The sequence below is a fragment of the Paenibacillus sp. 1_12 genome (assembly GCF_900114475.1).
Taxonomy (GTDB): domain Bacteria; phylum Bacillota; class Bacilli; order Paenibacillales; family NBRC-103111; genus Paenibacillus_S.
In genome coordinates this window covers 1-12400 of sequence record NZ_FOTE01000007.1, presented here as the reverse complement: position 1 = coordinate 12400, position 12400 = coordinate 1, and the positions used below count along the sequence as shown (strand labels likewise).

Genomic DNA, 12400 nt, shown 5'->3' with positions numbered 1-12400 from the left:
TTAGAGGCCCCTTTTTAAGCTGAAAGTTGTGTGATTATCCGTCTTGGATCGATAGACCTATAAGAAAAGTTTAAGCCTTATTCCGCTTTAGCACTCGTATAGTCGTGGATAAGATCCATCTTCTGCTTCCAAGCCTTGGCGCTCAGATCAACCAGATAAACCTCTGGATTCAGCTTACGCAAATATTCCGGCCAGAACTGTGTCAGCTGCGCTCGATGGTATTCGCGAATTTGATCCAATTTCGGAAGTTCATATACTTGTTTGCCTGTTTGGAAAATCGGTTTGAGCAGTGAAACAGCTTCATAATTGTCGACGTATTTGAATAAATAAGGATGCAGCTTGTCATATAGCTTAAGCCTTTGGCCTTCCAATATTTCCGTTTCCCCCATAAGGGTCACACAATCGGCTTCTGCTTTGCCCGTTTCCTTGCTTAGAAGTCGATAAACTTCCTTAATACCCGGAGTCGATACCTTTTCAGGATTTCCCGAAATTTTGATTACAGGCACATAAGCTCCTGCTTTTTCACGCGCAACAAGCTTATACACACCTCCCAGAGAAGGCTGATCAGCAGCAGTAATCAGCTGTGTGCCTACCCCCCAGCTATCGATCCGGGCTCCCTGCGCCTTTAGATTGAAAATAATGTTCTCATCAAGATCATTCGAAGCCACTATTTTCACGTATGGCAAACCTGCTTCATCGAACATCGCTCTTGCCGATTTCGAAAGATAAGCGAGATCACCGCTGTCCAGGCGAATCGCAGTCATCCTTTTTCCTTGCTGCTCCATGGATTTGGCAACCTTGATTGCATTCGGTACCCCATATCTCAATGTATCGTACGTATCCACTAACAAAGTAACCTGATTCGGCAGCGCAGCGGCGTATTGGCGAAAAGCTTCTTCCTCTGTCTCATGTTCCTGCACCCATGCGTGAGCATGCGTACCCTTCGAAGGTATTCCGAACAGCATACCTGCTCGCATATTCGATGTCGCATCAAACCCGGCAATGTAAGCAGCCCGCGCTCCCCATATGGCAGCATCGGCTTCCTGAGCCCTGCGAGTCCCAAATTCCATTAATATATCATCGGGAGCGACCTGACGAATACGCGAAGCTTTGGTTGCAATCAAGGTCTGGAAGTTCATGAAATTTAATATCGCAGTCTCTACGAGCTGTGCTTCAAAAATGTTCCCTTCCACACGGATCAAGGGTTCATTGGCGAATACAATCGTCCCTTCAGGAACTGCGCTAATATTGCCAGTGAAACGGAATCCACGCAGCTTTTCCAGGAAGGCTGGTTCGTATTCTTCCTCTTGCTCCTGTAAATAACCGAGAGTATCCTCATCAAAATGCAAATGGTTAATATAGTTAACGATTCGCTCGAGTCCAGCAAATACAGCATAGCCATTACCAAATGGAAGTTTACGGAAGAAAGCCTCGAATACAGCTTTGTGGGTATCCGTTCCATTCTTCCAATGCGCATACATCATATTAATCTGATATTTGTCCGTGTGCAGCGTCAAATTATCATATGTCATTTACAACCTCTCCTTCCACCAATCATCGTACACGGTGACAGCGGCATTGCGCTTGTGTTCGGTCCTTTGATAGCGTCTTTCAATGATATCCTTGGCGGCATCTGACAGCACCCCGCCTTCCAGATACGTGTCGATTTCTTCATAGGTAACACCAAGCGCGACTTCATCCGGCAGTCCCGGCTTCAAATCCTCAAGATCAGCAGTCGGCTTCTTCAAATAGAGAACCTCAGGACATCCCAATTGCTTGAGTAATTCCTTGCCCTGACGCTTATTCAATCCATAAATAGGGGCTGCATCACAAGCACCATCACCATGCTTGGTGAAAAAGCCACTGATCGCCTCAGCTGCATGATCGGTTCCCAGTACCAGCATCCGATAATGAGCAGCAAGATCATACTGCACTTTCATCCGTTCTCTGGCTTTAATGTTCCCTTTAAGAAAATCGCTCAGCTTCTCACCGGTCGCCTGCTCAAATTGAGCTGTTGAGGCATCCACGGCAGGCTGAATATTCACTGTAATGTTTTTTGAAGGTTGAATGAACGATAAAGCCATCTGTGCGTCAGCTTCATCCAGCTGCACACCATATGGCAACCTGACCGTAATGAATCGGTATTCGTTTGCAGCAATGCCCGATGGGTCCGTTAGCTCCTGATTCAGTTCATCAATTGCGATTTGCGCCAGCTTACCAGTAAGTGTCGAATCCTGCCCTCCTGAAATACCGAGCACATAACCCTCTGCTTTGGTAGATAACAAATAGCTTTTCAAGAAATCGACCCTGCGGCGAATTTCCTTAACAGCATCAATCTCGGGAAGAGCATGCAGCACTTCTTGAATGTGTTGTTGTACAGTTGGTTTGGTCATTATCTTCAACCCCTTATTTTATACAATAGTTGCTCCAAGCGTATGTTGAAAATGCCCCAGCGCCCACTCATGTCCTGCCGGATTAAAGCTTGCAACCGCATCACGGTGTACGACAATATCAAAGCCAAGGTTGTAAGCATCGACAGCCGTATGCAATACACAAATATCGGTGCAGACCCCAATCAAATGAAGCTCCTTAATGCCTCTTGCCCGCAGCTGAAGCTCTAAATCGGTTCCGGTAAACGCACTATAACGAGTTTTGTCCATCCAATAGATCTGGTCGCGATGGGCTTGAAATACTTCATCCAGTTTACCATATAATGCCCTTCCTTCCGTACCCCTAATATTATGAGGCGGAAATAAGCGATGCTCCGGATGATAAATATCAAGCTCATCATGCAAATCTACAGCCATGACGACAAAATCCTGTTGATTCACAAAAGTGCCTGTAAGCTCAGCAATCCGCTGTTCAATCTGGATTCCAGGTTCACCGCAAGGCAGTTTCCCAACAACAAAATCAACCGTGTAATCAATGACAATAAGAGCTTTCATCGTAATCATCCTTCCACGAGCGATTCTCAATAACATCATTATGACATTATTGGATTTTAAAAAGAAATCCGCAGCAGCTAAGAGGCTATATGCGGGTCATAAGTGATTACATCATTTGGTTAACATTTTCTAATTGACACTTTCATTATGACATATTAAAATAATTTGTCAATCGGCATTTTCTTTAGCTTCCGCCCATTAATCGAAGCAACGCCTCCGGGAGCTGAAATTGCTGGTTGCTCACACGTATCTGGTTCATATCCCCTTCGGTATCGTGAACCTGATCCTCTTTAATTTCAGTAATTTCCTTATGCAGCCGCTCCATCTGCAAATCAAGCGCAGTCGCAGAGTCCGCGGCCGTCTTTAATTCCTGCAGCAGCCGAGTTGGAACCGCCTGGTTATATTTATAAAAAATTTTGTGCTCCAGACTTGCCCAGAAATCCATTGCTATCGTCCTAATTTGAACCTCGACACACACCTGCTCCTGCCGGTCTGACATGTATACCGGTATTTCAATCAGTAAATGCAGGCTGCGATACCCATTGGGCTTAGGATTGCGTATATAATCCTTCACTTCAAGCAGCGTAAGATCACTCTGACTTTGCAGCATATCGCTTATTCGATATATATCATTAATAAATGAGCAGGTTATGCGCATTCCAGCAATGTCACGAATGTTGTCTTTGATGCTGGGCAATGAGATTCCAAAGCCCTTTTTATACATTTTTCTCATGATGCTCTCCGGTGATTTCAACCGGGATTTTGTATGTTCAATGGGATTATAATCATGCAAAAATTGAAATTCCTCTTTTAAAATTTCTAGCTTCGTATCAAACGCGTCCAGCGCAAATTTGTAGGCCATCATAAAACGCGTAATCTCATTTTTTAAAATTTTGAACTGTTCCATCTGATTCGTAGACAAAGTTAATCTTCCTTCCTTAAGCCTAGTAGGAGAGCTATTTAAGCTGAGCCATAATAAGTTCTTAAGAAAGCTTACACAACTACGAGTGACAAAGCAACATTTGCTTTATGAGATCAGCACAGGAACACCAAATCACTCTAGATTTAACTTCCACGACGAGTATTAATATCGCATAATGGCTATTTGAATTCGATCGGACCGACATTCATTTTAAATGTCTCGTCAGGGGAACCTCCTTAATCCAATTGCTTTTGTATGACGATAAGACATGTACTGTCCGGCAGGCTTACAGGCTCCCGCTGTTCGTTACATATCTGGATTTTCGGACTAAGTGCCTCTGTATACCCCTCCTGCAGCAAATATCTGCTTACTACGATATGCGCCTGCGGGCCCAACACGGAGTGAATAAAGCTTTCGTAGCCTGATGGTGTTAAATAACCGAATTGCTCCTGCACCTCATGCACATAAGCCTCCTCGCCCCACGTATACGTATACAAAAACTCCATCGCATCATTAATCGGCATTAGTACCTCATTGTCACCCAGTCGTTCGAATTGAATCGTTCTCCCGGTAAAATCCTTTGCGTACCGTTCCAGCCACTGCATCCCATCCACATCCAGAAACGTAATAATCCGCTGCTGCTCGGTAGGCTCGCTCATAATGCCATCACGGATGATGATTCTTCCACCGGACGGAATCACGTCAAATGCACTCCGAAGCGCAGCCGCTACGGTAGCATGATTATATGATTTACCTTCATACTCCAAATACGAAAACAATTCATGCAAAATCGAAGAAAAAATGACCGTATCAATGGACCCAGGCTCCACGTATTCCTTCAAATTAAGAGCGTCACCCTTCATTACCATCCATTTACGATTTTCCAGCTGCCTTTTACGTTCAAGCGCTTCAATCACATTTTGCGAAATATCGATGCCAATGGCCTGTTTATCTGGAAGCGTATCCTCGATCAGATCCAGCATGACACCACCGCCTGGACCAATATCGACAACCCTTTTGCCCACTATATAATCTAGAATGATCTTTTTATAATCGGCAGTTTGGTTCATCATCGTTAAATATTCCTCTTCATTATGAAAGCGGTCGTACGCGTCACGGCGCAGCTCAAAGAGATCGAACAACATGAGTACCGCTTTCTCATATAACGGTGATTTTTCGGCCTCTACACAAAACTGGATCAGCTTATCGGCTGCCGCGGAAAACTCCATATGAAAATAGACCGTGTCCTGATGTGGACCTGCCTGCTTAAGCTGTGGGAATAGATGTCCTCTTGCCGGAAAACGTGCTGAAGCAATATCTTCAAAGGTACACTCACGCAAATACTTTTCAATAATCCGTTTCTTGTAGACATTAATTTTCTTTTGACCTCGATAATCATAATACATATCGTTCATCATCCGCTCGAAGCTGATATGATCAGCCTGCTGTGATGAATCCGAGCTGAGAATAATGAGAAACAGCTTGGCAAATTCCTCAAAAGAAAATTCATGAAGTGCCGCTTCAACGAACCACAATGTTTTGCTGTCTATCGCTTGAAAAGCCTCTATAACCGTTGGCTGACTTGATAGTTGATCAAATTCCTGATCAAAATTCTCACCTCTGGAAATCGAGCTGGCACGCAGCCGTTTCAGACGGTTTTTTAGTGAAAATCCATTGTCCTCCACCTGATGTATGATCAGTTCAATGACCTCAGTGACCTGCTGCGCTATCTCTGTCCACAGCTCCATCGAGACCGCCTCAAGTATGCATTGGTTTAACGCTAATAAAATATCTCTTAGCTCATTGGCCGCGAGCAGTCTATTCTGCACAAGCTCTATCAACGGACGATGTACCGCAAATGGAACCTCCCCACGCAAATACTGCCCAATCAGCCCATGAGTCTGAATCAACGTGCAAGTAACGTGGCGCCTTGCCTCACTCTGCTTCGGATTCGAATGCCATTGGTAAATTTCACTCGACCCGATGTTGTGCGCCATTAGATGAACACCCTGCTTTTGCCACTGCATTCTCTGGCGTAGCGTCCCGCCTTTGGCAACCTCGGACCAGATCAACACCTCTTCAACTATCTCTTGAATCCAAAAAGAAATGTGAAGTCGATTAAGCGCTTCTAATGACTTTTCCACATAATCGAGCACCGGATTCGCGCGCTCCAAATCATGAAGCGATTGAACACGTTCGAGATTGACCATCCTTTCTTCCGCAGATACGATATACTGCAGCCACGGATGCTCAGTCAGGGTCACGCTGTCATCCAGTTTGTAAGCTTGAATGGTTTCAAGTGAACGCTGCATGTGTTTCTCTCCTTCTCTATCTAGGAGTCTGCCGACGAAACCAAACCGGAGATTATTTATTCACAACAATCCATCCGTCGGACAGACTCCTAGTTCTCTATACCTTCAACAATTTTAGAAAGTCGGCCCTATTCGCCAAATTCCAAAATCATTCTGCTTCAATATTTCTGATTTCGTCAGTTTACCTGAGCACACCTCGATAATTTCCTCGAAAATCCGGTCTCCCACCTGTTCTATCGTTTCTGTACCATCAATAATTGTACCCGCGTTCATATCGATATTATCGTTCATTTTTTCGAAAATGGCACTATTGGTCGCTATCTTGATTACAGGCACGATTGGAGAGCCTGTTGGTGTGCCTCTGCCGGTTGTGAACAGCACAATCTGCGAGCCCCCTGCCGCCATTCCAGACAGCTGCTCAATATCATGACCGGGTGTATCCATCCACACGAGACCTTTTTTTGTCGGTTTTTCCGCATAATCAATCAATTCCTGCAGAGGCCTCGAACCGGATTTGTTCGATGCACCCAACGATTTTTCCTCCAACGAGCTAAGCCCGCCTTTAATATTACCTGGACTTGGATTGCCTGTACGGATATCGATATTCATCGAGAAGGCTCGTTTTTCCATCGCTTCAATAACCTGATACACACGTTTTGCTACATGATCATTGACCGCTCGCGCAGCAAGCAGATGCTCTGCTCCGATCAGTTCCGTCGTTTCTGCCAGAATCGAGGTTCCACCGTGATCAACGATCTTATCACTGCAAAAGCCTACTGCCGGATTGGCGGATAAACCCGAACAGGCGTCAGATCCCCCGCATTCCGTACCCACGATCAGCTCGCCAAAGTCACATTCCACCCTCCGCTCGCGGGAAGCCTCCTGCACCATTTTCGCGGCAATTCTGGCTACTTCTGCTATAGTGAACAGTGTACCACCGTGATCCTGGATCGAGACGACCTCTACAGGCTTTCCGGTCTTGCGAAGCTCAGATGCTACACTCCGTGCTTGATGAGTTTCACAGCCAAGACCTAGCACAATGACCCCGTACACATTGGGATTAGCCGCAGTTCCTACATAAGTGCGGAAGGTCTGGTCATAATCTGTCCCCACCTGTGCGCAGCCGTGCTGATGAATAAAAGTAACCGTTCCATTTACAAGCTCAGTCACACGCTGAGCCGTTTGGGTAGCGCATACAATTGTAGGTAAAATCAATACGTGGTTGCGCGCTCCCACACTGCCATCCGGTCTGCGATATCCCCAAAAGGTCCGTTGATGTGTATTAGTTGACATGAGTCAAATCCCCTCTTCCGCGTTTGCCTTCTAAATTATGAACGTGTACATGCTCGCCAATACCGATTGCTCTAACAGCCGTTCCAATAACCTCTCCGTATTTAATTATATCTTCGCCAACTTCAATAGGAACGACAGCAAACTTATGACCAAATTCTATCGCCTCAGCAAGAACAACCTTAAACTTGATACCTTGACAAACCACATCCAGTTCAGCTCCAGCGGGTATTTCAGCAAGCGCAACCGCGACCTTATCCTGCGGCTTCATCATGACAGTGTGATAAGCAGTCATTGTTTCCCTCCTGTTATTAAAAACGAACATATGATAACGATTACATATCCACTATATCACTCTTCTTTTCCGTGTATCAACCATATATATGAAATTGCAAATGATTATATAGACAAAAAAAGAGCCCTTCTCAAAAGGCTCTTTCACAATCATATCCCATAATTGCTTTGGGTTCCTTGCCTAATCTCGGCTAAAACCAACAATCGCAGCCAAGAAGCGCAATATGTAAATAAACAAATTAATAAAGTTCAAGTAAATGTTCAAGGCCGCCATGGGCACTGCCTCAGGGCTTACTCCACCTTTATACTGGGATACATCGTACAATACCCAGCCGCTGAAAATAACGATGCCTAGCACCGACCATACCAAATTCATCGTCGATCCCATCGGTATAAACATTGAAAACAGACTCATTACAATTAATCCGATTGTAGCCGCGAACAAAAATCCGCCCAGGAAGCTAAAATCCCTTTGAGAGCGATAAGCATACAAGGCAAGCCCTCCGAATATTCCCGCGGTTGCCAGGAAAGCAGCAGACACTAGATTGGCTCCTATGATCCCACCGTAATTCGCAATGACCGGATATAGCGTTACTCCCGTAACAGCGGTAAAGATGTACAGAAATGGATATCCGATCATTTTCCCCCGAAATCGCATAATAAACACAGATACGAGCATGACCAATTCAATCACAACGAACAAGCCGATAAGTGAAGGCGGGATCAACATAGCACCTGCAAGCGTCCCTACAAAGGAAACCAGCAAGGATACCGCAAAAATCTGCATGACATGTCCAAAGCTGCCTGTGTGGGATTCTGTTAAAGTCCTATCCATCATTGTATTCACTCCTCATCATATTAATTTAGCGCCTTAAATTTAACTCTCAAATCATACAGCGGTAAAATCAATCTCTTGAAAGCGGACAACCTCATTTTTCCAAACGTTTTCTACATAGTCCACATGGGCCGGATGGGTATTATACGCATCGTAGGCTGCTTGATTCTCAAATTCCATCGAAAAACCATAGTCATAATCGTTTTTGCTGCTCACTTGACGGAATGCTTGAAAATGGTGAACCCCTGGAATAATTTCAAGTACTGCTTTGCTTTTTGTTAAAAATTGGTCCGCCTGTTCCGAACCAACCTCAACCTTTAAATTAAAAATAACCATATGCTGAATACTTGGTGCTGCCATGACTTTACCTCCATTCTTTCTATTCATTTCCAATACTTTTATTATCATACCAGAAATACAGCTTATCGTTCTACAACAAACTCTCTGCAGCAAACGTTTATTGAGTACAATCGAATTGACTGATCCATTTTGGATCATTTTTCATGCATACCCACAAACTTTAACTCAAAATATTGGTACATATGTGATGTATGATAGCAATGAAATTTGTTTTATGATACATTATGTATCAATAGGTAAACGGAGGTAGAAGCCATTTATGAATAATCGGCAGAAGGGTTTACTCGGAATCATCGTAATAGGGCTTAGTATCAACTTCTGGATGATATGGTGGCTTCAGCCTTATCCGAATGCTGTGACGAATTCCTTTCCCTTGTTCGCCAAATCGAGCTCTCCTGCAAATCAAATCCCGAACGATGGCTCCAGCTATACTTTTCAGCTTAAACATATGAGCTATGCGCAGAAGTAAGCAACGATACTTAGATACTTCAGCGACACCATCCCGGCTACAGAACCCGACTTGAAATCAGGATACTCGATTTGCAGCACTTCAGAGAAATAACATGCAAACTTTTCATAATCATCAATTCCAGGATTGTTCGCCACGTTCAAATCATGGTATGATAGCTAGCACAATCATATCATGTCCGACAAGGATTAAGGAGCAGCCCAACATGAGTGTTCACGAAGCTATTACTTCCCATACCCAAAAAATGCATGCTCACCTAGAGGTCTTCCAAGTACTGGACCTTAAGCGTGAACAAGCCATAGATCAAGCAGTCGCCCAATACATAGCAGGTGAGGCTTTTTCTGTAGATGAGATCAACCGGTGTGCTGCCGCTATTAATGAGCATGCCAAACACGGAATCTCGCCAACTCGAACTTATATAACGACAGAAATGCTTGTTGAATATGCGCAGCGAAGCAATCGTTAGTCTGCTTTATTTATTGCAATCTTTCTTTACTGCTCAACCATCAATCCCAAAGGCTTTGAATACCATATCGTAATAATCCGCGGCATGCGGAACAAATTCGTGACTTGTAAAGCTGCGGCTCACATATTGCAGTTTCCCGGATTCATCAGGCTCGACACCAACTGCTTCAATGGTATCTTGGCTGCTCAATCCGCGGACGAGCCGCAGCACATCATGAACAAATACCCGATATAGTCCTGTCACCTCATCCTCCTGTAGTATGTACGAATTCAGAGCCTGATTGGTTTGCAACCCATATACATGACAAAACTCCCTGTCAATTAAATGAGGTCCAAGGGACTTATCACTACGATAAATACCACAGGATACCAACTGTTCAAACGGGACATCCAGACCTAACTCCTCCTTCAATTCCCGATTTCCCTCTTCGATACGTTCACCTGCCTGCAGATGACCTGCACAAGAAATATCCAGCATTCCCGGGAACGTATCTTTGTCAGGATGTCGTCTTTGGAATAGCAGCGCTGGTAAGTTCTCTGAGTCTGTTAATATCCAGCATTGGAATGTCTGATGCCACAAGCCTTCTGTATGTACCTCATGTCGTGAAGCTGTTCCAAGCCAATTCATGCTGTCATCATAAATATCAAAACGTTCCTCGATCAAGCCCATCCCCCATCTCTTTTTCATTTCGCCCCTAATAATCCATATTTCCAACGAATAGTGTATATAATGTGATTCAATTGAGAAAGAATAGGTTAATCATACAGGAAAACCATCTAAAAAACGATAACGATGCGTGACTTCGCAATTACCTCGTTATCATAATAGGAGGCTAACTTAGAATGCGTTCACTAAACGAGCAATTCGCCAGTGCCAATGAGGGCATGTTTTATACTTTTGAAGAAAATGGTACATCCAAATTTATTGAGGTCAATAACGCATTCACCAAGCTTCTCGGTATTCCAAAATCCCGAATATTGAGCATGGAGCTTAATGATATTTTTGCGCCGGAATCTTTAAAAAAAATGCCCCAAAAGAAATTGCGTCTGAATCAAAAAGGGTATTTGTACGCCGAAGAAACTCTTTGTGGACATAATGGAGATAAGCTCACTGTCGAAATTCACAGCACAAAAATTCGTTGGGAGCAAAAGGATCTATACTTCCATGTCGTCAAAGAGATTTCCGAGAAAAAATGGCTTACCAGCCAAATACGCAACAAGCCTGTAATTGCCTCTGGCTTACTGACAGAGGAACTGGACATAACCGAAATAACCAACCATTATGAGCCACTGCCTTTTATTGAGCCAACTCAAGGGTTTGGCGGCAGCTCCCTACTTTCCTTTATTGAACCAACCGATTGTTTGAAAGTCAAGCGCTGTGTATCCAAAGTATTGGAATACCATCAAGAGAAACAGGTTACTTTTCAAACGGGGAGTCCCTATTCGACAGACAGTATCAAGCTGCGTGCATTCTTTAAGCCTATATTCAACGGAAACGATGAGTTGATTAAAATAGCTTTTGTACTTTGCAGAGCTGAAAATGTGGAACAAGTCAGCGAAATGCCAATTTCACCATTATTGCTAGCATGTTTATAGAATTTTCGAAATTAACTTGCAATTTGAACTGATAGATGGTATTATTATTTACTGTATCAATGAATGTACCCCCATCTAGTTTTCCTCGGTTCACTTATTGTTTTCTCTACTCATAAAATCATTCAAATTCCAACAACCCTAAGAATTTGTAACTGTGTTAACTGATTCACACTGGCGCGGTCTTGGAGCCGCAAGGATGAAAGAGAGGTAGGGCTTTCATTGTTTTAGAACACCTTGTTTTTATGTTTGACTGTAGGTTACATCACCTATTGATACACACCTGAAGAGCTCTTATATGAAATATGGCAAACCTTGGCTGCGAGTTAGCTGCAATGGAGCTCTTCTGATTTTACATAATATTGAAACCTCATTTGTTTATTAATATATATCATAACTTGTCTGCTATTGACGATTTATGCAAAAAGCGATACATTATAAAAGGTAATTTTTCACATTCCTGCATAAGAGGTGGATCATGAATCAAGAAATCCCTTTAAACAACCCCACGAATCGTTATCAGGATTCGTATGGGCCCCAGGCTCCCGTAGTACCGGTCAAAGATTGGATTATTGCTTTAATTATTTCAGCTATACCCATTGTAAACATTGTCATGTGGTTTATATGGGCATTTGGCGGTAATACGAACCCGAACAAACAAAGTTTTTTTAAAGCATATTTACTGTTACTCGCTATTGTTGTCGTTATCTACGCTGTGGTTTTTGTTATTATTCTTGTGACCATTGGTACGGCAGGATTAAACTCAGGAGTTTTCGACAGTATTTAAGTGCATACGCAAAAAAACAGACTGTTGACAAAGTGAACTGCACCCCGTCAAGTAGACACAACAAATAATAAAAATCGGTTAAGCGGTCTTGGTCCTGAATTCTAATGGACTGAGGCCGTTTAGTTTTG

The 12400-nt window shown here is 43.6% G+C and carries 14 protein-coding genes; 4 read left to right on the top strand and 10 right to left on the bottom strand.

All coding sequences use genetic code 11. From position 1 onward, the window contains the following. Positions 1 to 77: 77 nt before the first annotated feature. The 9 genes from BM210_RS16660 to BM210_RS16620 all read right to left on the bottom strand — a co-directional run bounded on the left by BM210_RS16660 (position 78) and on the right by BM210_RS16620 (position 8958). Positions 78 to 1532 carry a nicotinate phosphoribosyltransferase gene (locus BM210_RS16660; RefSeq protein ID WP_091170348.1) on the bottom strand — a complete coding sequence of 485 codons (1455 nt, stop codon included), beginning with the start codon at positions 1530 to 1532 and terminating at the stop codon, positions 78 to 80. Then, on the bottom strand, positions 1533 to 2393 hold the full coding sequence (nadE, locus tag BM210_RS16655; RefSeq protein ID WP_091170346.1) for an ammonia-dependent NAD(+) synthetase: 861 nt from the start codon (positions 2391 to 2393) through the stop codon (positions 1533 to 1535). A gap of 18 nt (positions 2394 to 2411) precedes the next feature. Beyond that, positions 2412 to 2945 (bottom strand): cysteine hydrolase family protein, encoded by a 534-nt coding sequence (locus BM210_RS16650; RefSeq protein ID WP_091170344.1) that lies wholly within the window; start codon positions 2943 to 2945, stop codon positions 2412 to 2414. A gap of 184 nt (positions 2946 to 3129) precedes the next feature. Further along, positions 3130 to 3852 (bottom strand): GTP pyrophosphokinase, encoded by a 723-nt coding sequence (locus BM210_RS16645; RefSeq protein ID WP_091171020.1) that lies wholly within the window; start codon positions 3850 to 3852, stop codon positions 3130 to 3132. Positions 3853 to 4103: 251 nt separating this feature from the next. After that, positions 4104 to 6179 carry a class I SAM-dependent methyltransferase gene (locus BM210_RS16640; RefSeq protein WP_091170341.1) on the bottom strand — a complete coding sequence of 692 codons (2076 nt, stop codon included), beginning with the start codon at positions 6177 to 6179 and terminating at the stop codon, positions 4104 to 4106. 114 nt (positions 6180 to 6293) lie between these two features. Further along, positions 6294 to 7472 carry a UxaA family hydrolase gene (locus BM210_RS16635; protein WP_091170338.1) on the bottom strand — a complete coding sequence of 393 codons (1179 nt, stop codon included), beginning with the start codon at positions 7470 to 7472 and terminating at the stop codon, positions 6294 to 6296. Further along, complete coding sequence (locus BM210_RS16630) at positions 7462 to 7764, bottom strand: UxaA family hydrolase (protein WP_091170336.1); 303 nt, start codon at positions 7762 to 7764, stop codon at positions 7462 to 7464. The genes BM210_RS16635 and BM210_RS16630 overlap by 11 nt, the downstream gene beginning before the upstream one ends. Positions 7765 to 7944: 180 nt before the next feature. Beyond that, complete coding sequence (locus BM210_RS16625; protein WP_177237848.1) at positions 7945 to 8601, bottom strand: Bax inhibitor-1/YccA family protein; 657 nt, start codon at positions 8599 to 8601, stop codon at positions 7945 to 7947. A 51-nt stretch (positions 8602 to 8652) separates the two neighbouring features. Further along, the gene (locus BM210_RS16620; protein ID WP_091170334.1) at positions 8653 to 8958 is read right to left on the bottom strand and encodes a Dabb family protein; all 306 of its coding nucleotides are present in this window, start codon (positions 8956 to 8958) and stop codon (positions 8653 to 8655) included. A gap of 259 nt (positions 8959 to 9217) precedes the next feature. Between BM210_RS16620 and BM210_RS16615 the strand changes: the two genes are divergently transcribed. Beyond that, positions 9218 to 9427 carry a hypothetical protein gene (locus BM210_RS16615; RefSeq protein ID WP_091170333.1) on the top strand — a complete coding sequence of 70 codons (210 nt, stop codon included), beginning with the start codon at positions 9218 to 9220 and terminating at the stop codon, positions 9425 to 9427. A 205-nt stretch (positions 9428 to 9632) separates the two neighbouring features. Further along, on the top strand, positions 9633 to 9893 hold the full coding sequence (locus BM210_RS16610; protein WP_091170330.1) for a DUF2533 family protein: 261 nt from the start codon (positions 9633 to 9635) through the stop codon (positions 9891 to 9893). Between the two features lie 33 nt (positions 9894 to 9926). Here the strand turns inward: BM210_RS16610 and BM210_RS16605 are convergent, their stop codons facing one another. After that, complete coding sequence (locus tag BM210_RS16605) at positions 9927 to 10580, bottom strand: NUDIX hydrolase (RefSeq protein WP_256223680.1); 654 nt, start codon at positions 10578 to 10580, stop codon at positions 9927 to 9929. Positions 10581 to 10735: 155 nt separating this feature from the next. Here BM210_RS16605 and BM210_RS16600 point away from each other — a divergent pair, with 155 nt between their 5' ends. Together BM210_RS16600 and BM210_RS16595 are read left to right on the top strand one after the other, a co-directional pair. After that, positions 10736 to 11488 carry a PAS domain S-box protein gene (locus tag BM210_RS16600; protein ID WP_091170326.1) on the top strand — a complete coding sequence of 251 codons (753 nt, stop codon included), beginning with the start codon at positions 10736 to 10738 and terminating at the stop codon, positions 11486 to 11488. A 475-nt stretch (positions 11489 to 11963) separates the two neighbouring features. After that, a complete protein-coding gene (locus tag BM210_RS16595; protein WP_091170325.1) occupies positions 11964 to 12272 on the top strand; it encodes a hypothetical protein in 309 nt (102 codons plus the stop codon). Positions 12273 to 12400 lie beyond the last annotated feature (128 nt).

Coding starts and splice junctions, on each gene's coding strand:
- BM210_RS16625 (WP_177237848.1), bottom strand. CDS start 8,601: ATGATGGATAGGACTTTAACAGAATCCCACACAGGCAGCTTTGGACAT.
- BM210_RS16650 (WP_091170344.1), bottom strand. CDS start 2,945: ATGAAAGCTCTTATTGTCATTGATTACACGGTTGATTTTGTTGTTGGG.
- BM210_RS16600 (WP_091170326.1), top strand. CDS start 10,736: ATGCGTTCACTAAACGAGCAATTCGCCAGTGCCAATGAGGGCATGTTT.
- BM210_RS16595 (WP_091170325.1), top strand. CDS start 11,964: ATGAATCAAGAAATCCCTTTAAACAACCCCACGAATCGTTATCAGGAT.
- BM210_RS16640 (WP_091170341.1), bottom strand. CDS start 6,179: ATGCAGCGTTCACTTGAAACCATTCAAGCTTACAAACTGGATGACAGC.
- BM210_RS16615 (WP_091170333.1), top strand. CDS start 9,218: ATGAATAATCGGCAGAAGGGTTTACTCGGAATCATCGTAATAGGGCTT.
- BM210_RS16645 (WP_091171020.1), bottom strand. CDS start 3,852: ATGGAACAGTTCAAAATTTTAAAAAATGAGATTACGCGTTTTATGATG.
- BM210_RS16605 (WP_256223680.1), bottom strand. CDS start 10,580: ATGAAAAAGAGATGGGGGATGGGCTTGATCGAGGAACGTTTTGATATT.
- BM210_RS16620 (WP_091170334.1), bottom strand. CDS start 8,958: ATGGCAGCACCAAGTATTCAGCATATGGTTATTTTTAATTTAAAGGTT.
- BM210_RS16660 (WP_091170348.1), bottom strand. CDS start 1,532: ATGACATATGATAATTTGACGCTGCACACGGACAAATATCAGATTAAT.
- nadE (WP_091170346.1), bottom strand. CDS start 2,393: ATGACCAAACCAACTGTACAACAACACATTCAAGAAGTGCTGCATGCT.
- BM210_RS16630 (WP_091170336.1), bottom strand. CDS start 7,764: ATGACTGCTTATCACACTGTCATGATGAAGCCGCAGGATAAGGTCGCG.
- BM210_RS16610 (WP_091170330.1), top strand. CDS start 9,633: ATGAGTGTTCACGAAGCTATTACTTCCCATACCCAAAAAATGCATGCT.
- BM210_RS16635 (WP_091170338.1), bottom strand. CDS start 7,472: ATGTCAACTAATACACATCAACGGACCTTTTGGGGATATCGCAGACCG.